A 24701-nucleotide genomic window follows, 5' to 3' on the forward strand; every position below is an offset into this window, starting at 1 on the left:
GCAATACTCCCGTAATCCGAAAACAAGTAGTTCGTATTTAGAATTTGGGACTTGTTAGGCTGATCATTAAAAACATTTTTACAACCTTTGAAGTCGCACGATGTTTTAAACACAAAAACAAATCAACCAACACAACAGGCTTGAAAACCGAACATCAAATATGCATTCATTGTGGCGAAGACTGCGGGCCAGCGCCAATCATCTGGAATGATCAGCCATTCTGCTGTAATGGTTGCCAAACAGTGTACGAGTTACTCAATGAGAAAAAACTCACGCAATATTATTCCATCCAAGCTGCGCCGGGCGTAAAGCTTGAAAACGAACACATCCAGAGCGAAGAGAAATTTGCTTATTTGGATCTGGAGGAGATCAAAAACAAGCTGCTGGATTTCTCCGATTCGGGGATCTCAAAAATTCGCTTTTTTATCCCTGCAATTCATTGTGCTTCCTGCATTTGGCTTTTGGAAAACCTTCACACACTTCACAATGGAGTTATCCAATCTTCAGTTAATTTTCCAAAGAAAGAAGTCAGCATTACTTTTCATGAAGAAAAAATCAGTCTTCGGCAACTTGTAGAATTGCTTGCATCCATTCATTATGTACCAGAAATAAGCGGACAAAATCTCGACAAAAATCCCAACCGAAAGGCAAGCAACAGCTTATTGATCAAAATAGGAATAGCCGGTTTTAGTTTTTTGAATGCCATGCTATATCATTTCCCACAATACTTGCCGGGAAGTGAGAACCTTGAATCAGGATTCAGGTTAGTATTTGGTTGGCTAAGTTTTGTTTTAAGCTTGCCTGTTTTATTTTATTGTGCCAACGACTATTTTTTGTCAGCATACAAGAGCTTGAAAAAGAAAATTATCAGCATTGATTTACCCATCGCGCTGGGGCTTATCACACTGTTTGTTCAGAGTTCCTTCGAATTGATCAGCGATCAGGGAATCGGTTATTTTGATTCGCTAACCGGCCTGGTATTTTTCTTGTTAGTTGGCAAATGGTACCAAAGTATCACCTACGAAGCGCTGACTTTTGAACGCACTTACAAATCTTATTTCCCGGTTGCAGTCACCAAAATCACGGACAATAAAAACACAACAATTCCCTTGGATGAACTGAAAGCCGGCGATCGAATTTTGGTACGCAATCAGGAGCTCATCCCTGCTGATGCGACTATCGCCAAAGGAAACGCTAGCATCGACTACAGTTTTGTAACCGGAGAATCGATCCCGGTAAGCAAAAATACGGGGGATTTTGTTTTCGCAGGAGGCCGGCAAATAGGAAGTGCCATTGAGCTGTTGATTCAAAAAGAAGTGGAGCAAAGTTACCTGACCCAACTGTGGAACCAGGATCAGAAAACGGACCATGAGTCAAAATCAATGTCGAGTGTCATCAATAAGGTTAGCCAGTATTTCACTATTGTAATCATTTCCATTGCGCTGGGAGCTGCCATTTATTGGAACTTTGCAGATCCAAGCAAAGCGCTTTTTGCGTTCACCTCTGTTTTAATTATTGCTTGTCCGTGTGCCCTGGCACTGACCATTCCATTTACTTTTGGCAGCACCATGCGACAGTTCGGGCGCAAGGGTTTTTACCTTAAAAATTCGGACGTTATTGAACGACTTTATAAAATAAAAACGGTTGTGTTTGATAAAACCGGAACGATTACACATTCGCAATCAACAAAGGTTGATTTCAAAGGCAAAAAACTGAATGGCGAACAGTTACAACTGATCAAGTCTGTGGTTTTTCATTCAACACACCCACTAAGCAAAACAATTAACAACGCCATAAAAACAGATCATCAATTTGAAGTCGTTAATTTTAAAGAGATTCCCTCTCTTGGAATAACAGGAATGGTCAACAACCAGCAAGTCAACATCGGATCGAAATATTTTGTAACCGGCGACCAGTCGGAAACCAAAGAATTGAAAACTCAGGTATGGATTTCGATCAATAATAAAACAGTGGGTCACTATCAGTTTGAGAATAATTACCGCGAAGGGTTGGCTGAAACGATCTCTCAACTAAAAACACGCTTCGAACTCCATTTAATTAGTGGCGACAATGAATCAGAACGAGAAAACCTGCTCCCACTGTTTCACGATCATGCCAAGCTCAACTTTAATCAATCGCCCACCGACAAGTTGGAATACGTCAGAAACCTTCAAAAAAACGGTGAAGATGTTCTGATGATTGGTGACGGACTAAATGATGCAGGAGCATTAAGCGAAAGCAAAGTTGGAGTTGTTATTGCCGACAATATTTACAATTTTACGCCTGCTTGCGATGCTATTTTGAAAGCCGATAAATTTGCATCGCTACAGCGTTTTATACAATTTTCGAAGACCAGTATGAAAATTGTTTGGTATTCATTTTTAATTTCATTTTTGTACAATTTGGTGGGAATCTCATTTGCAGTGCAAGGAAGTTTATCTCCGATTATTGCTGCAATCCTGATGCCATTGAGCTCTGTTACCGTAGTTGCTTTTGCAAGCTTTTCGGTAAATCTTAGTTCAAAAAATAAACTACGTTGAGTTTATCGTTTAAAACTCTTCAAAAAAATTGCTTAATTTCGGCAACAAAGTTTAACAAATCTTGTTGATTGAAGTTGATTTGTGAATAAATGTTGTGACCCGCAATATACAAGCAAGTTGAAGAAAAAAACTGAATCTTAAACTAAAACAGAAAAATATGTCCGTTGTATTTGTATTGATTATTATTGGAATATTAGTGGCATCCGTTTTTCTTGTTGCGTTTATCTGGGCCGTTCGCAGCGGTCAATTTGATGATTCTTACACCCCATCTGTCCGCATTTTATTCGATGATCCGGTTTCTTCGAAAGAAAACCAAAGTGACTTGCAAAAAGACAAGCCACAGGAAAAGCAATCTATTAAATCATAGCTATATGGAATTACAGAAGTTCACCTACGACAACAGGATTACACGGGATTTTGCCGTGGCAACGATTGTGTGGGGAGTTGTAGGAATGTTGGTAGGCTTACTGGTAGCCTTGCAAATTTTTATTCCTGAAATGAATTTCAGCCTGGAATATACCACCTTTGGAAGAACCAGACCCGTACATACCAACGCGGTTATTTTTGCCTTTGTTGGAAATGCCATCTTCACGGCTGTTTATTATTCCATGCCGCGTTTGCTAAAAACAAGCATGTATAGCAAGCTGTTGGGCAAGATTCATTTTTGGGGCTGGCAGTTAATCATTGTTGCCGCCGCTGTCACCTTGCTTGCGGGCTACACCTCGGGAAAAGAATACGCCGAACTGGAATGGCCACTTGATATTGCCATAACCGTGATTTGGGTGATTTTCGGAATCAACATATTTGGCACCATTTTACAACGCCGGGTGAGCCATATCTATGTAGCGATCTGGTTCTACATTGCCACTTGGGTAACCGTTGCCGTACTTCACATTGTCAACTCCATCGAAATTCCATATAGCTTGATGAAAAGTTATCCGGTGTATGCTGGTATTCAGGATGCGCTGGTGCAATGGTGGTATGGGCACAATGCCGTGGCGTTCTTTCTCACCACTCCCTTTCTTGGGCTGATGTATTATTTTGTTCCGAAGGCAGCCAACCGGCCGATCTACTCTTACAAATTATCGATTGTCCACTTTTGGTCGTTGATCTTCATATACATCTGGGCCGGACCGCACCACTTGCTGTACAGCTCGCTGCCCGACTGGCTGCAAGCACTGGGAACCACCTTCTCCATTATGCTGATCGCACCCAGCTGGGGTGGTATGATTAACGGCTTATTAACCCTGCGCGGAGCGTGGGACAAAGTGCGGAGAGACCCGGTTTTGAAGATGTTTGTGGTTGGAATTACAGCTTACGGCATGGCTACTTTTGAGGGCCCCATGCTTTCGCTGAAAACTGTAAATGCCATCAGCCATTTCACTGACTGGACCGTTGGACACGTACACATTGGCGCTTTGGGCTGGAATGGCATGCTCACCTTTGGAATGCTCTACTGGCTGGTACCACGAATTTACAATACCAAACTCTACTCTGTCAAACTGGCTAATGCACATTTCTGGATCTCCACGCTGGCCATTATATTTTATGCCGTTCCGCTTTACATTGGCGGAATTACGCAGGCGCTGATGTGGAAAGAATTCACTCCGGAAGGTTATCTGGCTTACCCCAACTTCCTGGAAACAGTTAGCCAGCTCATTCCGATGTACGCGACCCGTGCTTTTGGAGGCTTTCTGTATGTCGTCGGTATGCTCATGCTGGTGTTCAACGTTGTTAAAACAGCAAAACAAGGAAAACTCGTAGCAGTGGAAGAAGTGGAAGCTCCTGCATTACACGCTCAATCCGCTGTGAAAACGAACTCGGAAAGCTGGCACGGATTTTTGGAACGCAAACCCATCCGCTTCCTGATTTTTGCAACGATTGCCATTTTAATTGGTGGAATCTTTGAAATTATCCCGACTTACCTGATCAACTCGAACGTACCTATTATTTCGAGTGTACAACCTTACACCCCGCTTGAGTTACAAGGTCGTGATATTTATGTTCGCGAGGGATGTTACAATTGCCACTCACAAATGATCCGGCCATTCCGGTCCGAAACGGAACGCTACGGCGAATATTCGAAAGCAGGTGAATTTATTTACGATCATCCATTCCAGTTTGGCTCCAAACGGACAGGTCCGGATTTGGCGCGTGAGGGTGTAAAAACCGGACCGCTATACAAACCCAATGCCTGGCATTACAATCACTTCATTGATCCGCAAAAGATGAATGAAGGCTCCATCATGCCCAAATATCCGTGGCTGGCAGAGAAAGACATCAACCTGAAGTCGACCGCGCCAAAGATCAGAGCCATGAAAAAACTGGGAGTCCCCTATCCCGACAACTATGAGCACAAAGCCAACGAAGATCTGCTGAAACAAGCCGAAGAGATTGCCCAGAACCTGCGTGAAGCCGGAATTGAGACCGAAAGTACCAAGGAAATTATTGCGCTGATTGCCTACATACAACGCCTGGGTACGGATATTATGAAACCACAAGTTGAAGAAGAGGAGGAATAAACATGATCAAAGAACATTTGCAAAGTATCATTGGTGTGGAACTTTATGCCATTGTCGGCTTTCTGATCTTTTTTGTATTTTTCATTCTGGTCACTGTGCACACCATCCGAATGGATAAAAGCCGGGTGAGAAGACTGAGTGAAATTCCGCTGGAAGATGAATTTAGAACAAACCAGGAGTAGCCTAAAATAGAAATCCTATGAGCACAAAAGAAGAAAAAAAACACGAACAGCATCAATCTCAACCCGAAATAGACGAGGTAACCAATGACCAGTTACTCGAAGGACATGAATTTGATGGAATCCGCGAATTGGACAACAAGCTTCCGCCCTGGCTGAAATACTTGTTTTATGCGAGTATTGTTTTTTCGGCCGCTTACCTCACCTTGGTTTTTGTTTTTGAAGACGAGCGTGTAATTCAGGCTAAAGAATATCAAAAAGAAATGGCCGCCTACACGGAGGAGGAAGAAGCAGCGGCGGAAGAAGAACAAGCAGCTCCGGTTGAACGAACCCAAGAGGAAATTATGGCTAGCGGAGAAGCGACTTTCTCAAAAATATGCTCGGTTTGTCATGGTAAATTCGGCGAAGGTTTAGTTGGCCCCAACTTCACCGATGAATACTGGATTCACGGTGGATCACGCGAGGACATGCACCAAACAATTGTTACCGGGGTGATTGAAAAAGGCATGATCTCCTACAAGAACATACTCTCTGAAAGGCAAATTCAGGATGTGATCACCTACATCAAGAGTTTGCAGGGTACCAATCCTCCAAACCAAAAAGCCCCTGAAGGAGAAAAATATGATCCGGAGTCTGAAGGAGACACGCCAAGTTAACCGACTTTCATAAAGGCAAACTATGGACAACACAGCAAAACACACCGCCAATCAAAAAGCTAGCTTTCGCGATCACATGGCTACCATTGACAACGAAGGACAACGAGTTTGGCTTTTCCCCAAGATGCCGAAAGGCAAGTTGTACAACTATCGGCGGGTTGTTGCGTACTCGCTACTGCTGTTTTTCTATTTGGCTCCGCACCTAAAAATGGGAGGAGAACCACTTCTTTTTCTGAATTTTGTTGGACGAAAGTTCGTGTTCTTTGGAAATACGTTTTATCCACAGGATCTTCACTTGTTGATTTTTCCGGTCATTGCGCTCTTGGTTTTTATCATCTTATTTACCGTTGTTTACGGGCGCATTTTTTGCGGATGGACCTGCCCGCAAACGGTGTTCATGGAATTTTTGTACCGCCCAATTGAGTATCTGATTGATGGCGACCGTCGCAAACAACAAGTTCTGGCTCAGCAGGAAATGAACGTAGAAAAATTTTTGAAACGGATCGTTAAACACGTGCTTTTTCTGTCTATTTCATTTTGGACCATTCTCACCTTCTGGTCCTATCTCATTGGCTTTTCCGAAGTGCAGGTTTTTCTGTCGAACTGGCCCACCGCCAATTTCTCTGCCCTGCTCGTCGTACTGGCTTTTACCGGCATGCACTATTTTGTGTTTGGTTGGTTCCGCGAGCAGGTTTGCACACTGGTTTGCCCTTACGGAAGACTTCAGGGCGTAATGCTCGACAACGATTCCATCGTAGTGGCCTATGACTATGTGCGTGGCGAACCACGCGGCCGGGGCCGAAACGAAGAAAAAGGCGACTGCATTGACTGCAAACGCTGCGTGGATGTTTGTCCTACCGGAATCGACATTCGGAACGGCACGCAAATGGAATGCATAAACTGTACGGCCTGCATTGATGCCTGTAACTCGGTAATGTATACCGTAAACAAACCCAAAGGCCTGATCCGTTATGCTTCTGAAAACTCAATTCTGAAAGGGAAAAAACAACTCTTAAATGCGCGGGCAATTGCTTATTCTGTAGTTTTGATATTGCTGGTGGGTATCGCCAGCTATTCGTTTATAAACCGTGGCGATATTGAAACCACGCTCATTCGCGCACAAGGAAGTATGTTTCAAGAGTATGGTGCCGATTCATACAGTAATTTGTATAATCTGCAAATGGTAAATAAAACCAATGAGCCGGTGGATGCAGAACTAAAATTACTGGAACCCGAAGGACAAATCAGGATGATGGGTGACGAGCTCAATCTCAAAGTGGGAACCATTGCCAAACGCAATTTGCTAATCATCTTAAAAAAAGATCAACTCACAAAATCCAATACCCATCTGCGTATTGGAGTATACGAAAACGGTGAATTGGTAGACGAAATCAGTTCGAGCTTTGTTGGCCCGAACTCGCTGGACTATTAGCACACAAAAAGCTGCTGATTTTTTTTCGATGCCTTTTCGATACGGATGAAAGTTAACAAAGTACTCACGGATAAAAAGTACAACGATGAAATTAAAAATAAACTGGGGAACAGGCATTGTCATTGCACTGCTGATCATGATCTCAGGAATGCTTTTTCTGGTCTCCATCGCACTAAGGCAAGATTTCTATTTGGTTGAAAAGGATTATTACCAGAAATCGGTGAATTATCAAAGTCAAATTGACAAAATAAACAACGTTACCAAACTGGCCGTACCAGTCAAGCTCACTCAATCTGACAAAGCAATCCAAATCGATTTTCCAGAACTGTTCAAAAAGGAACAACTGAAAGGAACCATTCACATCTACAGCCCGGTGAGTGAAAAAAATGACATAAAACTGCCTATCTTACTAAATGCAGGCTTGAGCCAATCTATCTCAGTAAAAAATCTGCCCAAAGGACGCTATACGGTCAAGCTGGACTGGACTTCGAATGAGAAACCTTATTATCAGGAACTTGAAATGCAACTACCATGATCTTTGATTTCATTGCGCCATTAACGATCGGACTAGTCGGAAGTTTTCACTGCGTCGGCATGTGCGGTCCCATAGCAGTAGCCTTGCCCTTGAAGAGCCACAGTGCGGGAGCAAAAATAGCCGGTGGTTTGCTCTATAACATTGGCCGTACGCTAACCTACGCCGTGCTCGGTTTGCTGTTTGGTTTGCTTGGCGCAGGAATTCATCTGGCAGGTTTTCAACAATGGACCTCCATACTACTTGGAGTGAGCATGATTCTGACGGTGCTTTTCCCTTATTTTTTCAAGCAGCGAATAAGCCTCGGTGCTTTATTTACAGGCTATGCCGGACGGTTAATTTCACGCTTGCGCAAGCTGTTTTCCGACCATTCGCACCAATCGCTGTTCACCATTGGCTTGCTCAACGGACTGCTGCCTTGTGGACTCGTTTACGTGGCCATTGCAGGAGCTATCAATACCAACCATGTTCTTTCCGGAGCTCTGTTCATGATTCTATTTGGCTTAGGAACCATTCCCATGATGTTAATGATTTCACTAACCGGCAATATGATCAGCTCGAGCTTACGTACGGCCATGCGTCGGGTTGTTCCTTATTTTGTTGTTTTGCTGGGCATCCTTTTTATCCTGCGTGGCTTGTCGCTCGGAATTCCGTATATCAGTCCAAAAGCAGAAAAACTGGCTCCGGTGGAACGAACCATGGAAGAAAGTTGTTGTCACTAAATCAGATAAAAGATGTTTATTTCCGAAATTAAAATTGAACAGAAACCCAATAAATACGCTATATTCAGCTCAATAAAGCACGTGTACATCAGTGCCTCAAAAAAAATATCGCTTTTATGCTATTTTTTATAAACATTCGATGGTGGTTCTGGGTTTCTTATGATGAAAAAGTGGATCTATATCTTGTTTGCAAAAGAAATCAAGAATCACAAGTTCAAAACATATGAGACTAACGCCCAAACTATTAGTATTTTTATTTATTTCACTGTTCCAGCTCAGTTCATTTGGACAAAAAACAATTTTCAACGACGAATCATCAAAAGATCCTGAAATTGGGGTTGTTGAGCATTTGGACGAATATTTGCCAGATGGTATTTATATAACTGGAATTGATTCACAACGTGTATTATTGTCAGATTTAATTGATAAACCCACTATACTCAATTTCGTTTATTACCGCTGCCCCGGAATTTGTAGCCCATTAATGGAAGGATTAGCTGAAGTAATGGATCGATCGGACTTAAAACCCAATGAAGACTATCAGGTTCTTACTATAAGTTTTGATCCTACAGAAACGCTTGATTTGGCACAGCGCAAAAAAACGAACTACCTTAATTTGGTTAACAAGAAAGAGTCCATTGCCAAAGGTTGGCATTTTTACATATCAGACAGTGCAAGTATTGCCAAAGCAACAAATGCAGTCGGTTTTAAATATAAAAGAGTGGGCAACGATTTTACGCACGCAGCATCAGTCATGGTAATTAGTCCCGACGGAAAAATTACCCGCTATTTAAATGGGATCTATTTTCTTCCTTTTGAATTTAAAATGGCCGTTATCGAAGCAAACAAAGGACAGTCAGGTCCTACAATTAATAAGATATTACAGTTTTGCTATTCATATGATCCTGAAGGACAAACCTATGTTTTAAATGTCACGAAAGTTGCAGGGTCAATCATTTTATTTTTTGCATTGTTTATTTTCCTGTATTTAGTATTTAAACCTAAACGAAAAAAAGTTTAACAAACGAACATTTATATGCAAACAAGTTCTAAAATCCCCACTGATGTAAGTTATTTGGAATACAAAGGCAAGCATAAAGGGCTTAAGGCGTGGATTTTTTCTACCGACCACAAGCGTATTGGCCTGCTCTACCTGTATTCTATGATGACCTTGTTTTTAGTTGGAGTTACGTTGGGATTAGCCATGAAGTTTGAGCTGATTGCTCCAGGCAAAACCATCATGGAAGCCAAAGACTACAACGCTGTCTTTACGGTTCACGGTGTTATCATGATTTTTATGATTGTGATTCCGGGACTACCTGCAGTATTTGGTAACTTTATGCTTCCCATTATGATTGGAGCCAAAGATGTGGCTTTCCCTAAATTGAATCTATTGTCGTGGTGGGTTTATATTGCCGGAGCTTTTCTGGTCATCACCTCCGTCTTGTTTGGTGATGGATCGCCTGACACCGGCTGGACCTTTTACGCTCCCTACAGTTTTAAAACCGGGGCCAACATGCTCCCCGCTATATTTGGAGCTTTTGTACTGGGTTTTTCATCGATACTGACAGGGCTGAATTTCATTGTTACCATGCATCGTATGCGCGCCCCCGGTATGACATGGACCAAGATGCCACTGTTCCCCTGGTCACTTTATGGAACAGCCTGGATTCAGTTGTTAGCAACTCCTATCGTAGGAATTACCCTGGTATTGGTTGCCCTCGAACGTATTTTCGGCATCGGTGTTTTTGATCCCGCCCTGGGAGGAGACCCAATCTTGTATCAGCACCTGTTCTGGATCTATTCGCATCCAGCAGTTTATGTAATGATTCTACCTGCTATGGGTGCTATTTCTGAAATTATTCCAACTTTCTCTCAGAAACATATATTCGGTTATAAAGTCCTTGTCGTTTCTACTCTTGCCATCGCATTTGTGGGTTATTTTGTTTGGGGACACCACATGTTTACATCAGGGATGAGCGGAACGGCACAATATACGTTCTCCATCTTAACCTTTTTGGTTGCCATCCCAAGTGCCATTAAAGTATTCAACTGGATTTCGACGATGTACAAAGGATCAATCAATGTGCAGACTCCGTTTTACTGGGCCGCATCATTCATCTTTGTTTTCCTGATTGGCGGATTGTCGGGGCTGGTTGTTGGTGCATTGGCTACCAACGTTTACCTACACGATACCGCATTTGTGGTTGGGCACTTCCACTTCATCGTGTTTGGCGGGGTTGGATTCTCTTTTTTTGCAGCGATCCACTACTGGTTTCCAAAAATGTTTGGCCGCATGTATGATACAACCTGGGCTAATATTGGATGGCTAATTTTCACCATCGGTTTTCTCGCCTTATATTCTCCCATGTTCTATTTGGGTATGCAAGGTATGCCACGCCGTTATTACGATTATATGGAAGAATTTCATGCCGCCAATATTCTATCAACATTGGGCTCGTGGGTCATGACTCTGGGATTGATTATTGTGATTATTAACTTATTCCGGTCAGCCAAAAACGGACCGATTGCAGAAGCAAACCCGTGGAATGGAAAAACACTGGAATGGACTGTCCCTTCCCCACCACCTCTTGAAAATTTTGATGAAATCCCTGAGTATAAAGAAAACGACGGACCATACGAATATCAATAAACGCTATACCTATGTCACAAGTTATTCACCATGATGAGCACTATGACCCGGAGGGATCGAAAATCGGGATGTGGCTCTTCATTTTTACTGAATTGCTTCTTTTTGGAGGACTTTTCATTGTCTATTCGGTTTACCGGTACATGAATCCTGATGCATTTCACTTGGCTGCCGAAGAGCTAAACACAACTGTTGGCGCTTTAAACACCGTTATTCTGCTGATCAGTAGTATGACCATTGCCATGTCAACAACGGCTCTTCAGAAAAAGCAAAAAGCAACCACCATTGTATTGTTGGAAATTACCTTCATGTTGGCGTTAATTTTCCTGGTGAACAAATACTTTGAGTGGGGTGTGAAATTTGATCACGGTATTTTCCCGGGATCGGAATTTATGAAGGCGGAGATGAGCCAAGGTGAAGTATTATTCTTTGGATTATACTTCGTCATGACCGGACTGCATGCCCTGCACATTATAGCGGGATTAGTCATTATGGGATTTGCCTTGGCGCGGGTGCAAAAAGGCACCGTACACGCCGATCGCCCATCGCTATTGGAAAATGCCGGATTGTACTGGCATCTGGTCGATTTAATTTGGATTTTCCTTTTCCCTTTATTTTACTTAATCACCTAACAACTGAATCATGGAGAATGAAAAACATCATATCGTTCCGTACAGAATTTATGCGATTATTTTGCTGCTCTTGTTGTTATTGACGTTTCTGTCAATAGCGATAACAAATATCGAACTAGGAGCATTCACTGTTGCCGGAGCACTATTGCTTGCCTCAATCAAGTCGAGTTTGGTACTGGTCTATTTCATGCACCTGAAATTTGACAAAGCCTACATCCAAATTATGGTTGGATTGGTTATTTTGTTATTTATTGCTGTCGTTCTAGTTACGTTTTTTGACTACTATTTCAGATAAGAAACTATGTATATTTTAGCATCACCACAAGCCTCTAATTTTGTTGCCGGCGTTGATCGGGCATTCATTTTCATCCTTGCTGTAAGCTTTTTCTTTTTGATAGGCCTCACAGCAGTCATGATCTACTTTATATTCAAATACAATAGAAAACGACATCCAAAGGCTGTCCAAATTAAAGGAAGCAACTGGTTAGAATTTATTTGGACCATCATTCCCACAATTTTGGTGCTTATCATGTTTTACTACGGATGGGCAGGGTGGAAACCCATGAAAACGGCTCCGGATGATAGTTTTGAAATTACCGTCGTTGGCCGCATGTGGAACTTTACGTTCGAATATGACAACGGCAGACGAACTGACACCTTGTTTGTTCCAAAAGACCAGCCTGTTAAGTTAAACCTTCGATCGATGGACGTTATCCACTCGGTTTACATTCCAGCGTTTAGGGTGAAAGAGGACGTGGTGCCAGGAAGCGAAAAATTCATGTGGTTTACACCAACCAACGAAGGTATTTATGAGCTCTTTTGTACGGAGTACTGTGGATTACAGCACTCCTACATGTATAATTGGGTGAAAGTAATGCCTCAGGAAGATTTTAATAAATGGTATACCGACACAACCCAACAAGTAGCCAGCGCTGAAGTTACCTCGCCTGCAGCTGCAGGAAAACGAATTATGACCAACATCGGATGTTTTGCTTGTCACTCAACCGATGGATCAAAAATTATTGGTCCTTCCTTTAAAGGAATCTATGGCCATGAAGTGACGGTAAAAACAGACGGCAGCGAGCGCACCGTGACCGTTGATGATGAATACATCAAACGATCGATTTATGAGCCGGGTGCTGATGTTGTTGATGGTTTTAACCAGGGATTGATGCAAAGTTACAGAGGCCAGTTGAGTGACGACGACATTGCCAAAATTACTGAATATCTGAAAACTCTTCAATAGTATGAGGCGTCAAACCATTGGCTCCTATTTTCAAATTATTCTGCAGCTGGGCAAAGCTCGGATTTCTTTGCCCGTTGCTTTATCATCCCTCACCGGTTACGCCCTTCAAATGGGAACCATTGGCCTTGAAGGCCTTTACTTGGGCATTGGTGTATTTTTAATTTCATGTAGCTCTGGAGCAATCAATCACTTGCAAGAGCACAAGATTGATAAGAAAATGCCACGCACACAAAACAGGCCAATTCCTTCAGGAAAAATTTCGCCTTTACTCGCCTCGTTAGTCGTCTTACTTTATTTTATATCCGGCGCAGCAATTTTAACCATTCATTTTCCGCCAGCAGCACTTATCGCAAGCACAGTCACACTCATTTCGTACAACGGCTTTTACACTCCACTTAAAAAATACACCGCTTTTGCTGTTGTGCCGGGCTCATTGGTCGGTGCCTTACCTCCTTATATTGGCTGGCTGGCTACCGGGGGCGACCTGTTTAGCCCGATTATCTTCTGGGTAGCTGTTTTCTTTTTTATCGGCCAAATCCCTCATTTCTGGTTGCTGCTGCTGATGTTTGGAAAAGAATACAAACTGGTCGGATATCCTAGTTTGACAGATATATTTAGCGAAAACCAGATCAAACGCCTAAGCTATACCTGGATTTTATCGACCATTGCAGCCGCATTGATCATCGCCTTCAAAATCATGATCAGCAAAGTTGTAATCATCATTTTATTGACGTACATCTTCTATGTGCTGATTTCCACCAGTTCCCAGCTTCTTTTAAAACACAACCTTCAGGTACGAGGCACCTTCTTCAAACTAAATTTTCTATATCTTTTTATGATGATTGCTATAATCGTCGACAGCATTCTTTTTCGTTAATGAACAAACAAAAAACCCAGACGTTACATCAACATATTTGGATTTATTAATACTCTAGTCATGCAGAAAAAATCAATAATGTTTCTAACTGAATTAAAAAAGCACATGAAAACAAGCTTGCTTTTTATCGTGCTTAGTCTTTTTACCATAGCCTGCAATCAAAAAAAATCGACAACACCCAACAAAGAAACTGTTGCAGAGATTGACCTTGTTTATCATGTTGAAGGAATGACATGCGACCACTGCGAAATGTCGATTCAAAAAGGCGTAAACGAACTAAACGGAATCACACTGGTTGAAGCCAACCACGAAGATTCCACAGCACATGTTATTTACAATCCGGCAGAAACTGATGCCAAAGAGATTATTGCGGCAATTGAAAAAAGAGGCTATCACGTAATTCAATAAATAAACATGCGAAAAAAAATTAGCGTAATTGGAGCTACCGGAAAACTGGCGATCCCAGTTATCAATCGCTTACTTGAAAATGGGATAGCTGTAACAGCTATTGTTCGTGACATTGAGAAAGCGAGACAAGTCCTTTCTCCTGATGTTGAATTACTTGTTGCTGACTTGAAAGATATTGATTCGTTAAACAGTGCTTTACAGGGTACCGAAACGCTTTACCTGAATTTATCCACGCACCCATCGTCGAACGGCTTTCAAGCAGAGATTGATGGTGTCAAAAACCTGTTGAGTGCAGCGTTGGGAACACCACTAAAGCACATTATTAAAATTTCAGCTATCGGCGCTCTTCATCCAGAGTTTAACCTACAGGGTGAAAAATTTCAACCAAACGAAATAAGGATAAAAAGTCATCAATTAATTAAGAAATCCGGAATCAATTACACGATATTACATCCGACCTGGTTTGTAAATGCTCTGCCTTGGTTTGTAAACGATGGTAATTTTATCGTTTATGGTAAAGATGAGTTTCCGCTTTACTGGACTAACACCAATGATTTTGCAGATCTGATTGCGAATGCAATTGATAATAAGTCGTCGTTTAACCAGGAATTTCCGGTGCAAGGAAAAGATGCACTGACTTTTACTGAAGCAGGAGAAAAATATATCCAACTGACTAACAAGACATTAAACATTAAACAAATACCGATTAATGAAGACGCTGGAAAATTTAAGGCTTTAATGGAATATTACGAGAACTTTAAAGAGCAACTGGTGGCTGAAAAAACCTGGCATATTCTAGGCGAACCTCAATCGGGGATTGATCAGTTTATAAGAGAAAAGCTATAATAATATTTAGTTCCAATAATACGGAGAAGGGTTTCAAAAAATGAAATCCTTCTTTTTTTTACAATTATTAAGAATTGGAAAGCAACCATTTGGTTAATCTGTTTGTCATTAACAATAGAAACAAATCAGGAAACAAACTTTAAAATTTCATTCGATTAATTTTTCAGAAAACAAAAAGCAGAAATGAAAACATTAAAGTGAGTTTCGTACGTACCTTTTAAAACATCAACGTATGAAAGCACCACTTATCTTATTTAACTTATTGATGATTTCAAGCCTGATAGCTACAGCAGGCAAAGCACAAACATCCAACGTTTACGGCAAGGTGATGGACAACCAAACGCATAAACCTCTTTACGGGGTCAATGTTTGTCTTGAAGAAAATCAACTCGGTATTGGCACCATAACCAACGAAAATGGAGAATTCCGCCTCTGGAACCTTCCGGGTGATAGCATTAATGTTATCATCCGTTGTGACGGCTACCAACCATATTTACTAAAGATTACTCCATTGTTGAGTGCTTCGCAAGAAGTAAAGGAAATCTATCTGAAAACCGAAAAAAGTAAGGAGCGAAAACAAACCAGTTTTCTATTTTTGACGAAGAAAGACGATAAGTAAGCTTCCGGAATCATTCAACTTTAGTGGTAGACAACGGCATTAAAATCAAGATATCACGGTGTTCCCAAAAAGTCTCTCTAGTCAGGAATTTCATCAGGAAGTGCTTCCCTGACGCTGATTACTATACCCGAAAAGATTAAATCTTTGCCAGCCATTGGATGATTAAAATCCATGGTTACCTGATCATTTTTCCGGCCTACAATTTTGCCTAAAAGCTGATTTCCCTGGTTGTCAGCCATTGGAAAAACATGGCCAACCTGAACCACCTCATCATCAATTCGCCCATCTTCTTCAGCAAATGTGGTCACCGGTAAATCGATGATTGCTTTGGGATCAATTGGGCCGTAGGCTTCGTCTTGTGTTGCCTGAAAATAAAAATTCTCCCCGGCTGACAAGCCTTGTAGATTTTGTTCGAACACTTCCAACAACAGTTGATATCCGAATAAGAATTCCTGCGCTTCATCTGCAGAAACCTGCTGAAGTATTTTTTTATCTGCTGCATCAGCAACCGTATATTGAACGGAAGCAATCGTATTTATTTTGATTTTCAAAAGACAACAATTTTTAGATTCCATTTACCGGTTTCACGCGAATATTCCCCGGATAATAAAAGATTCATAAACTCCCTCGAATCTCTAATCAATACATTTTTATCTCGATGCTATGAGAATAGGGTATTCGAAAATCACCCCCTAACTGAAGTACTATTTTTTTGCTAAACTTCGTACATAGTGAACAATCTTCCATCTGTTCTCGGGACTGATCTGTCCTCCATGAGGCCCCATCAATCCTGAAAAAGAGCCCTTTGTAATCACATGAAAAATTTCACCATCGGGTTTTTGTTTCAAATAATCGTCAATTAATGAACGGGGTTTGGCCGGAAACATTTTACTCGTAAACAAGTGCCCGTTTCCATCGCCAATCTCTCCATGGCAACTAATACAGAAAATCTCATATTGGCGCTTTCCTTCATCCAATACCTCAGGCGTAGCACTTAGTGGATTCTCAAGTTGCTGGCCTGCTTTTACTTGTTCTTGCATTGACCTCCCCTCAAACGGATATGGCTTAAACCCTCGTGGAATAGTCCCTTCTGCCGGCAAACGCATGGTCTTCCCATCTTCAAAGACTGGATTTTCCGAATAGGTTTTGTAAGCCGGAGAATAAGCCATATCAGGAAAATATGTCCGCCCCGGCTGGTTTTTATCACGAGTGCATGCCGCAGTTAAAGCCACGACAAAAAGCAACAGATATAGGTTCACAGATTTTCTCATAATCAGTATTGCGTATGGTATTCAAGACTTTCTTTATAAAATGGATGATTCTTGGGTATCAACGGAGCTTTGGCCAATGAACGGAAAACAAAAAATAAGAATAGGCCGACAAAACCAATGGTAATTCCTACTTCAGTGATTCCAATTCCGGACGCTTCGCCACCAACAGCTCCTGGCATAATTAATTGGTAGAGATCGAGCCAGTGGCCAATAAAAACAACCACCGAAACAGGCAGCAGGATTGAAGAACCGCGTTTTGAATTCCGAGTCATCAAAGCAAAAAATGGAATCACGAAGTTCAAAATCAAATTGACGTAAAATATCGTGCTGAAATTTTTTTGCCGTTCATAAAAATAAACTGTTTCCTCGGGGATATTGGCATACCAGATCAACATGTACTGTGAGAACCACAAGTAGGCCCAAAAAACACTGAACCCAAAGAGATATTTCCCCAGATCATGAATGTGTTCGTTGTTGACGTGCCCCATATAACCCATGCGTCTCAAAGCAATCAAAAGAATAATCAATACTGCGGTTCCGCTAGCTAACATGCTTGAAAAAACATACCAGCCGTATAGCGTACTAAACCAATGCGCGTCAATCGACATCAGCCAGTCCCATGACGAAGTGACACTGGTAACCGCCAGAGTCACTACAAAAACGGCTGAAAAAATCCGAAACTTCCGGTAATATTTCAAATCGCCTGACTGATCAAGCAGTAGGGAATTCTTACGAATAAAATGAGCCAGAAGAATCCAGATAGCAAAATAGACCGTAAATCGAATATAAAAGAAGGGAGCATTCAAATAGGCTACTTTCTTCAGTAGAATTTCATCCAGATGGTCTTCATGCGTCCACTCATAAAGCAAGTGCAATCCGCCAAAAACAAAAAGCAGCAACATTAAAATACCAGCTACTGGAATAAAGGAGCTCATGCTCTCTCCAATCCGCTGAATGCTTGTGTGCCAACCTGATTCAGCAATGGTGTGAACGGTAACCAAGAATAGCCCGATTAGTCCCAAGGCAAGAAAATAGTAGGTATTCAACAACAGGTTTGCGGCAATACGCTCAGCTCCTGTGCCAATTAAAAAGCTGACTGCAAGCGAAAGAACACCAATTCCGATCATTCCGTAAATCAGGGTTGAAAGCTTCTTAGTTAATATGAATTTTTGATTCTCCATAACCATGTTATACTTTTAAAGTGATTCCTTCAGCACCAGCTTCAGCGAGTGCTAATTCGATTTCTTTGATATTCTCTTCGCCCTCGCCATCACCCACTTTCACAACAACCAAAAACCGATCGTCCGTGATGCGTTCGTCATGAATAACAGCTTTAGCAGCCGGCCCTAATTTATTGCTCACAAAAAAGGCAATCACCATGGCAAATGCAGCAAAAAGAACAGTTAACTCGAAAGTTACGGGCATAAACGAAGGCACGGCAAAAAACGGTTTTCCTCCAATATTAATTGGATAATCAACCGTGAAAACCCAAGCCTGAAAACCAAAACCAAGAGTAGCCCCAACAACTCCAGCAATAAAAGCGACCCGCGTCAACCTCGAACGCCTCATGTTTAAAGCCTTATCAACACCATGAACAGGGAAAGGTGTTAATACATCCATAATCTCTAAACCTTTAGCTTTCAGATGGCCTAAGCCCTTCAGCAAATCTTCTTCATCCAGATAGTAAGCTGTAATGTATCTATTCATGATCGGTTATTTTTTTTTGTTCACCTGAAGATTTTAAAACGCCTTTTACCTCTGCCACAGCAATGACCGGAAACACCCGGATGAACAGCAAAAATAAAGTGAAAAATAACCCCAATGTTCCAACATATAAGCCAACCTCAACCACCGTAGGTTTATACATCGTCCAACTTGAAGGTAGAAAATCGCGGTGTAATGAAGTGACTACAATGACGAAACGTTCGAACCACATGCCAATATTTACAAAAATGGATATGATGAAGGTTAGCAGCACACTTCTACGGATCTTTCGAAACCAAAAAAGCTGAGGCGTAATTACATTACAAGTCATCATGATCCAATAGGCCCAGGCGTAAGGTCCAAAAGCACGGTTAAAAAACGCATATGTTTCAAACTCGACTCCCGAATACCAGGCCATGAAAAACTCAGTCAAATAGGCTATCCCCACAATTGAACCTGTCAGAATGATTACTTTATTCATCGACTCTATATGATTCAGCGTAATGTAGTCTTCAAGGTTTAGTGCCTTTCGAGTTACGATCATCAGGGTGAGCACCATCGCAAAACCGGAGAAAATTGCTCCCGACACAAAGTAAGGAGGAAAGATGGTCGTGTGCCATCCCGGAATAACCGAGGTAGCAAAGTCGAAACTTACAATGGTGTGAACTGATAATACCAGCGGAGCAGCCAAACCTGCCAATATCAAACTGACGGTTTCGTGGCGTGACCAATGCCGGGCTGATCCGGTCCATCCAAAACTCAGAAACCCATAAATCGCTTTTCTGATTTTTGTTTTAGCCCGGTCGCGTACGGTACCCAAATCGGGAATCAAACCAACATACCAAAATATCAGGGAAACCGCAAAGTAGGTTGAAATGGCAAAAACGTCCCACAACAAGGGCGAGTTAAAGTTCACCCAAAGAGATCGTGTATTGGGATAGGGAAAGATATAAAAACCGAGTAAGAGTCGTCCCATGTGAATCAAAGGGAAAAAACCGGCACACATCACCGCAATCAGCGTCATGGCCTCGGCTGACCGATTGATACTGGTACGCCATTTCTGCCTAAAAAGCAGCAGAATAGCAGAAATAAACGTACCGGCATGTCCAATACCGACCCACCATACAAAGTTCGTGATTCCCCATCCCCAGCCAATGGTTTTATTGAGCCCCCATTCTCCAATCCCGTAAAACACGGTTCGGAAAGTGGCCCAGCCACCAAATAGAAGGGCGATGCCTGCCAGCGTAATTCCAGCATACCAGTACTTGGAGGGTTTACCTGCCATGGGTGACAAAACATCATCTGTCACTTGTTTGTAGTTCTTATTTCCCCGAATTAACGGTTCTCTAAGCGGAGATATGTACATCCTAATTCGTTTTAAGTTAAATGGTTTTATTTTTAACCTTGGTCAGGTAGCCGACCGATGGCAGCGTATGCAATTCTTCCAGCAGGTGGTAGTTACGCTCATCAGCAAAGAACTTTGAAATACGGCTTTCTTCATTATTCAAATCACCAAAAACAATGGCATCAGCCGGGCAGGACTGAGCACATGCAGGCACGACTTCGCCATCCTGCAAAGTTCTGCTTTCATTTTTAGCAAGCAATTTCTTCTCCTGAATACGCTGAATACAGAACGAGCATTTTTCAATTACACCTTTGGCACGAACTGTCACATCCGGATTCAACACCAAACGTCTCAAGTCGGTCGTCATCTCTGCCGGATCTTTTCTGTTGCCCGGCATGGAGTCGGCTCCTGTATAATCGAAGAAGTTAAATCGTCGAACCTTGTATGGGCAGTTGTTATTGCAATAGCGGGTACCAATACAACGGTTATAGGCCATCTGGTTAATTCCTTCATTGCTGTGGGTTGTAGCAGCCACCGGACAAACATTTTCGCAAGGCGCATTATCACAGTGCTGGCACATCACGGGCTGCCGAACCAGCTCCGGATTGTCCGGATCACCTTTATAATAACGGTCGATACGAATCCAATGCATCTCACGAGCCCTAATCACCTGCTCTTTTCCTACAACCGGAACATTATTTTCGGCAGAACAAGCCACGACACATGCATTACAGCCAGTGCACGAGTTCAAATCGATAGCCATTCCCCAGTGAAATCCCTCAAACTTAGGTCGCTCATAAAGTGACTTCATGTGCGCCTTAATTGTTTCACGCACTTCGTTGCCTGAGGCCGGGTTCGCCAAATAATCTTCCAGCGTTGTTTCAAGCACGAGGTTTCTCCCTTCCATGGAGTGGTGAGATTGCGTCCGGGCCAATTGGTAGTCACCGTCCACTTTCTCGATGGTCACCTGTGGTAAATGGTATTGCTTAATTCCATTGCTGGATTGAATAAGCGGAAAAGCGTTTTTTCCAACCGTACCATCAGGAATGCCCATGTTGAGTCTTCCGTAGCCCAAAGCCACTGAAATAGTTTTATATTCTTGCCCCGGCTGAACAATCACCGGAATGGGTCCAAAGTCATTAATATTGATAAGCTGTTCATCTTCCAGCTCCAGCTCGGCGGCTAGTTTTGGAGAAACTGCTGCATAATTATCCCAGCAAACTTTAGTAACCGGATCAGGAAGTTCCTGCAGCCACGGGTTATTGGCTTGCTTTCCGGATCCCACACTTATGTTCGTGTAGAACGACAGTTCCAGGGAATCGTCACCAGATGTGATTTTTGCTTGAGCCAGGGCGGAATCAACAGCTCCGGCATCAAATGCAAGCATTCCATTTTCCTGTTGTCCCGACTCATAAATACCATCATGTAACTTGCTGTTCCAAAAATCATCGAACGAAGTTTCACCGGAACCTGCAAACAACTTCTCTTCCCAGTTCTTCCGAATGTAAGTATGATAATCTACCGGATTACCAGCCCATTTCAGCAAACTTTCCTGTGCTGCCCGGGTTTTAAAAATTGGTCGAATGGTTGGTTGCGCGAGTGAATAAATACCCGTTTTCACTTCAGCATCATTCCATGCTTCCAGGTAGTGATGATCCGGACAAACGTAATGCACATGTTCCGAAGTTTCTTCACCCAAAATGGGCATCGCAATTTTCAGATCAATATTTTTCAGCGCACTAACAAACCGGTCTGCTTCAGGATAATCGAAAGCAGGATTGACATCATAAAGAATCAGTCCTTCAACTTGTCCGCTTTCCATTTCGCCAACCAGTCGATCCATGTCTTCATCCATGCCCTGACGCAGTTTCAAATGAATATCAGTTTGGATTGTTGATCCATAATTCTGTAACAGTTGATTGATCGCATTTACCAGCAATTGGTTTTCCACATCATTGCTTCCGCTAACTACCAATGACTTTCCCTTTTTGGATGACAACTCACCGGCAATCTTTTTCACATCAACCGGCGAGCTTGGAACTGATGACCCAGACTGTCCGTTTAGTGATAAAAGTTCCTGATACAGATTTGCCAGAACCAATTTTTCCTGAGAAGGTCGTATTTGGTAACGCTCATCAGCATTTGATCCGGTTAGGGACATGCCGCCTTCAAAGTGAATATGACGCGACATGCTGCGTTCACCATCAACCAGTTTCCTGTTTTTTGCATATTGTTTGGTGTATTCAACCGGAGAAAGCCACGTTCCAAGAAAGTCAGCATCAAAACCAACGATCAATTCGGCCTTGCTGAAGTCGTAAGCTGGAATAAAACCTTTTCCGAAAGTTTTCTCATTGGCCTTCAGAATACCCGAAGCCGACAGCACATCGTACTGGATGTGTTCCGAACCGGGATGAGCATCCAGAAACTCCTGAATAGCAGCTTTGGTCGAAGGACTGATGATGGTTGAGCTTAAAATCACAACTTTGCCTTGTCTCTTTTTTACCTCATCCAGAAAGAGCATGATTTTGTCATCAGCTTCGTCCCAGCTTATTTTCTTTCCTTCGTAGGTCGGATTTTTGTGGCGTTTGTTATCGTAAAGTCCCAACACCGAAGCTTGAGTCCGGGCATTAGTTCCCCCCATTGTAACTGAAGACATTGTATTCCCTTCAATTTTGATCGGACGCCCGTCTCGTACCTTAACCAAAATGCTACAGTAATCAATACCATCAAAATAGGTTGATGCAAAATAGCTTGCTTCTCCCGGGATAATCTTTTCGGGGCGAATTAAAAAAGGGATGGCTTTTTCAACAGGCTGTTTGCAGCTAACTGCAATTGCAGCAGAGGCCACCGAAAATCCAAAAACCTTCAAAAAGTCACGCCGTGAGTTTCCGGTTGACTTCGCCTCTTGTTTCATCTGAAGAATGGACTTTCTATCTCCGGCTTCGGACTCGCTTGATGCCTGCCGAGCGTCATAAATCAAATCATCCAAACTTTTATAATATTGTTCCTTCATTCCAAATAGGTTTGTTGTTTATTAATAATGACACTTCATACAATCGGTTCCACCAACCATTTCGACGGTAACCTTATCAATTTCACCTTTTTTGATTTGCTCATGAAACTCATCGTATGATTCATAGAAATTATTATCGACAAATTGAACTTCTTTTGTTCGGTGACATTCAAGACACCAGCCCATGCTCAAGTCTTCCACTTGTCTGACCACATCCATCTCGGCTATTTGCCCATGGCACTCAACGCAATCCAGGTTTCCTGCATTTACGTGCTGTGCGTGGCTAAAAAAGACATGATCGGGTAAGTTATGAATTCGCACCCATTCAACCGGAACGCCATTCTCTGTGGCATCAATAACTTTAGCAATTTCAAACTTTCCAGAGCGGGTTCCTTCCCGAACAAGCGAGTGGCAATTTAAACACAGATCGGTCGGAGGAATTCCGGCAGACTTGCTTTGTTCAACGGTAAAGTGGCAGTATTTACAATCAATTTTATTTTGTCCGGCATGGACTTTATGTGAAAACTTAATGGGTTGTTCGGGTTCGTAATTCTGCGATCGTCCTAAACTCACTCCCTCCTCGTAAAGCATCTTAACCTGGTATCCAAAAGCTCCCAGGAATATAATTAGCGGGACAGCCTTATATTTTATTTTTCTGAAAAAGATCATTTCCAATAGCGCCCACGTAACAATCAGTCCTAAGAAAAGAAAAAGCAGCAGTCGATCAATTGTTGGCTTAACAGGAGCGGGGCCACGCATCGACAAGTCATCCAAATAGGCCTTTACCGTTTTTAGATCTGCGTCTTCAAAATTATAATCTTTATGAACTTCGGCCATCTTACCTCCTGATGGTTCCATAATGACAGCCTTAAATTCAGCAAAACTCTTCTCAACATACTTATTGGCAATGTCATTTGCTGAAGGATTCCAGTTAAGCGTATCTGAGCGTGTAATATTGTGACATGACACACAGGATGTTTGCTCATTGTTGTGTGGCAATAATCCTCTAAAAAAACGTTCACCACGCTTAATATCGTTTCGGTAATGGCCAAATTTATCCTCTTCGGCGGGCTTGCTCTTCGCTGATGCCATTTCATTCGAAATCGTATCCGGCTTTGTAGCTGATCCTGTGGTATCAACCTGAGTTTCTGAGCCAGTTTCATCGACTGCCTTTGCAACAACGGAATCCGATTGGGTTGATGCAGTATCGGTTGGTGAGGACAATTTCACAGCAGCTGTATTTGCTGAATCTTGTTCACTTTGTTGCGTTTGTGGTTCAGCAGAAGCCGCTGCCGAAAAAACAAAAATTGACATGAGGAAAACTAAGAGAAAACCCTTTGGGGAAAACCCGGATTTCCTTAAAACAGGGAACTTAAGTTTCATTCTATAAGCTTTAGTAAGTTTTTTTTCAAACCTAGGATTTTGCGACTCATCAGAATTAACAAATTTTTTACTTTATGGTTTTCCATTCAAGCTAAAAAGTTGGTCAAAAAAAAACGCTCGAAGT

The 24701-nt window shown here is 42.2% G+C and carries 24 protein-coding genes; 17 read left to right on the forward strand and 7 right to left on the reverse strand.

Translation table 11 applies throughout. The annotated features are described in order from the left end of the window. The first annotated feature begins 140 nt into the window (after positions 1-140). From ACTB00_RS07250 to ACTB00_RS07330, 17 genes are all read left to right on the forward strand, one after another. Positions 141-2540, forward strand: a complete 2400-nt coding sequence (locus ACTB00_RS07250) for a heavy metal translocating P-type ATPase (protein WP_463299245.1) — start codon at positions 141-143, stop codon at positions 2538-2540. A gap of 157 nt (positions 2541-2697) precedes the next feature. Further along, positions 2698-2907, forward strand: a complete 210-nt coding sequence (gene ccoS / locus ACTB00_RS07255; protein ID WP_463299246.1) for a cbb3-type cytochrome oxidase assembly protein CcoS — start codon at positions 2698-2700, stop codon at positions 2905-2907. A gap of 4 nt (positions 2908-2911) precedes the next feature. After that, complete coding sequence (gene ccoN, locus ACTB00_RS07260; protein ID WP_463299247.1) at positions 2912-5062, forward strand: cytochrome-c oxidase, cbb3-type subunit I; 2151 nt, start codon at positions 2912-2914, stop codon at positions 5060-5062. 2 nt (positions 5063-5064) lie between these two features. Then, entirely contained in the window at positions 5065-5244 is a 180-nt protein-coding gene (locus ACTB00_RS07265) for a CcoQ/FixQ family Cbb3-type cytochrome c oxidase assembly chaperone (protein WP_159521905.1), read from the forward strand. A 17-nt stretch (positions 5245-5261) separates the two neighbouring features. Further along, the gene (locus ACTB00_RS07270) at positions 5262-5897 is read left to right on the forward strand and encodes a cbb3-type cytochrome c oxidase N-terminal domain-containing protein (RefSeq protein ID WP_463299248.1); all 636 of its coding nucleotides are present in this window, start codon (positions 5262-5264) and stop codon (positions 5895-5897) included. Positions 5898-5919: 22 nt separating this feature from the next. Next, entirely contained in the window at positions 5920-7329 is a 1410-nt protein-coding gene (ccoG, locus tag ACTB00_RS07275) for a cytochrome c oxidase accessory protein CcoG (RefSeq protein WP_463299249.1), read from the forward strand. Positions 7330-7414: 85 nt separating this feature from the next. Next, complete coding sequence (locus ACTB00_RS07280; protein WP_463299250.1) at positions 7415-7864, forward strand: FixH family protein; 450 nt, start codon at positions 7415-7417, stop codon at positions 7862-7864. Further along, positions 7861-8583, forward strand: a complete 723-nt coding sequence (locus tag ACTB00_RS07285; RefSeq protein ID WP_463299251.1) for a sulfite exporter TauE/SafE family protein — start codon at positions 7861-7863, stop codon at positions 8581-8583. Before ACTB00_RS07280 ends, ACTB00_RS07285 begins: the two co-directional genes overlap by 4 nt. Before the next feature lie 223 nt (positions 8584-8806). Next, on the forward strand, positions 8807-9604 hold the full coding sequence (locus tag ACTB00_RS07290) for an SCO family protein (RefSeq protein WP_463299252.1): 798 nt from the start codon (positions 8807-8809) through the stop codon (positions 9602-9604). Positions 9605-9619: 15 nt separating this feature from the next. Continuing rightward, a complete protein-coding gene (locus ACTB00_RS07295; protein WP_463299253.1) occupies positions 9620-11236 on the forward strand; it encodes a cytochrome c oxidase subunit I in 1617 nt (538 codons plus the stop codon). Between the two features lie 11 nt (positions 11237-11247). Further along, entirely contained in the window at positions 11248-11865 is a 618-nt protein-coding gene (locus ACTB00_RS07300; RefSeq protein ID WP_159521919.1) for a cytochrome c oxidase subunit 3 family protein, read from the forward strand. A 10-nt stretch (positions 11866-11875) separates the two neighbouring features. Continuing rightward, positions 11876-12160, forward strand: a complete 285-nt coding sequence (locus ACTB00_RS07305; protein ID WP_159521921.1) for a cytochrome C oxidase subunit IV family protein — start codon at positions 11876-11878, stop codon at positions 12158-12160. Between the two features lie 6 nt (positions 12161-12166). Continuing rightward, positions 12167-13111: a cytochrome c oxidase subunit II gene (gene coxB, locus ACTB00_RS07310; RefSeq protein WP_463299254.1), complete on the forward strand. Its 945-nt coding sequence runs from the start codon at positions 12167-12169 to the stop codon at positions 13109-13111. A gap of 1 nt (position 13112) precedes the next feature. Continuing rightward, on the forward strand, positions 13113-13988 hold the full coding sequence (locus tag ACTB00_RS07315) for a protoheme IX farnesyltransferase (protein ID WP_463299255.1): 876 nt from the start codon (positions 13113-13115) through the stop codon (positions 13986-13988). Between the two features lie 105 nt (positions 13989-14093). Continuing rightward, positions 14094-14396 (forward strand): heavy-metal-associated domain-containing protein, encoded by a 303-nt coding sequence (locus ACTB00_RS07320; protein WP_463299256.1) that lies wholly within the window; start codon positions 14094-14096, stop codon positions 14394-14396. Positions 14397-14402: 6 nt separating this feature from the next. Further along, a complete protein-coding gene (locus tag ACTB00_RS07325) occupies positions 14403-15242 on the forward strand; it encodes an SDR family oxidoreductase (protein ID WP_463299257.1) in 840 nt (279 codons plus the stop codon). Between the two features lie 232 nt (positions 15243-15474). Further along, positions 15475-15861, forward strand: coding sequence for a carboxypeptidase-like regulatory domain-containing protein (locus ACTB00_RS07330; RefSeq protein WP_463299258.1), 387 nt, complete (start codon positions 15475-15477; stop codon positions 15859-15861). 77 nt (positions 15862-15938) lie between these two features. Here the strand turns inward: ACTB00_RS07330 and ACTB00_RS07335 are convergent, their stop codons facing one another. The 7 genes from ACTB00_RS07335 to ACTB00_RS07365 form a co-directional block, all read right to left on the reverse strand. Further along, the gene (locus ACTB00_RS07335) at positions 15939-16412 is read right to left on the reverse strand and encodes an FKBP-type peptidyl-prolyl cis-trans isomerase (RefSeq protein ID WP_463299259.1); all 474 of its coding nucleotides are present in this window, start codon (positions 16410-16412) and stop codon (positions 15939-15941) included. Positions 16413-16565: 153 nt separating this feature from the next. Beyond that, positions 16566-17132: a c-type cytochrome gene (locus ACTB00_RS07340; RefSeq protein ID WP_463299260.1), complete on the reverse strand. Its 567-nt coding sequence runs from the start codon at positions 17130-17132 to the stop codon at positions 16566-16568. Between the two features lie 2 nt (positions 17133-17134). Continuing rightward, positions 17135-18313 (reverse strand): hypothetical protein, encoded by a 1179-nt coding sequence (locus ACTB00_RS07345; RefSeq protein WP_463299261.1) that lies wholly within the window; start codon positions 18311-18313, stop codon positions 17135-17137. Between the two features lie 7 nt (positions 18314-18320). Next, positions 18321-18839: a DUF3341 domain-containing protein gene (locus ACTB00_RS07350; protein ID WP_463299262.1), complete on the reverse strand. Its 519-nt coding sequence runs from the start codon at positions 18837-18839 to the stop codon at positions 18321-18323. Continuing rightward, positions 18832-20202 carry an NrfD/PsrC family molybdoenzyme membrane anchor subunit gene (gene nrfD, locus ACTB00_RS07355; RefSeq protein WP_463299263.1) on the reverse strand — a complete coding sequence of 457 codons (1371 nt, stop codon included), beginning with the start codon at positions 20200-20202 and terminating at the stop codon, positions 18832-18834. The genes ACTB00_RS07350 and nrfD overlap by 8 nt, the downstream gene beginning before the upstream one ends. A gap of 16 nt (positions 20203-20218) precedes the next feature. Beyond that, positions 20219-23194, reverse strand: coding sequence for a 4Fe-4S dicluster domain-containing protein (locus ACTB00_RS07360; protein WP_463299264.1), 2976 nt, complete (start codon positions 23192-23194; stop codon positions 20219-20221). Positions 23195-23215: 21 nt separating this feature from the next. Beyond that, positions 23216-24508 (reverse strand): cytochrome c3 family protein, encoded by a 1293-nt coding sequence (locus ACTB00_RS07365; protein ID WP_463299265.1) that lies wholly within the window; start codon positions 24506-24508, stop codon positions 23216-23218. Positions 24509-24701: the final 193 nt, after the last annotated feature.

Source organism: Sunxiuqinia sp. (assembly GCF_055140945.1).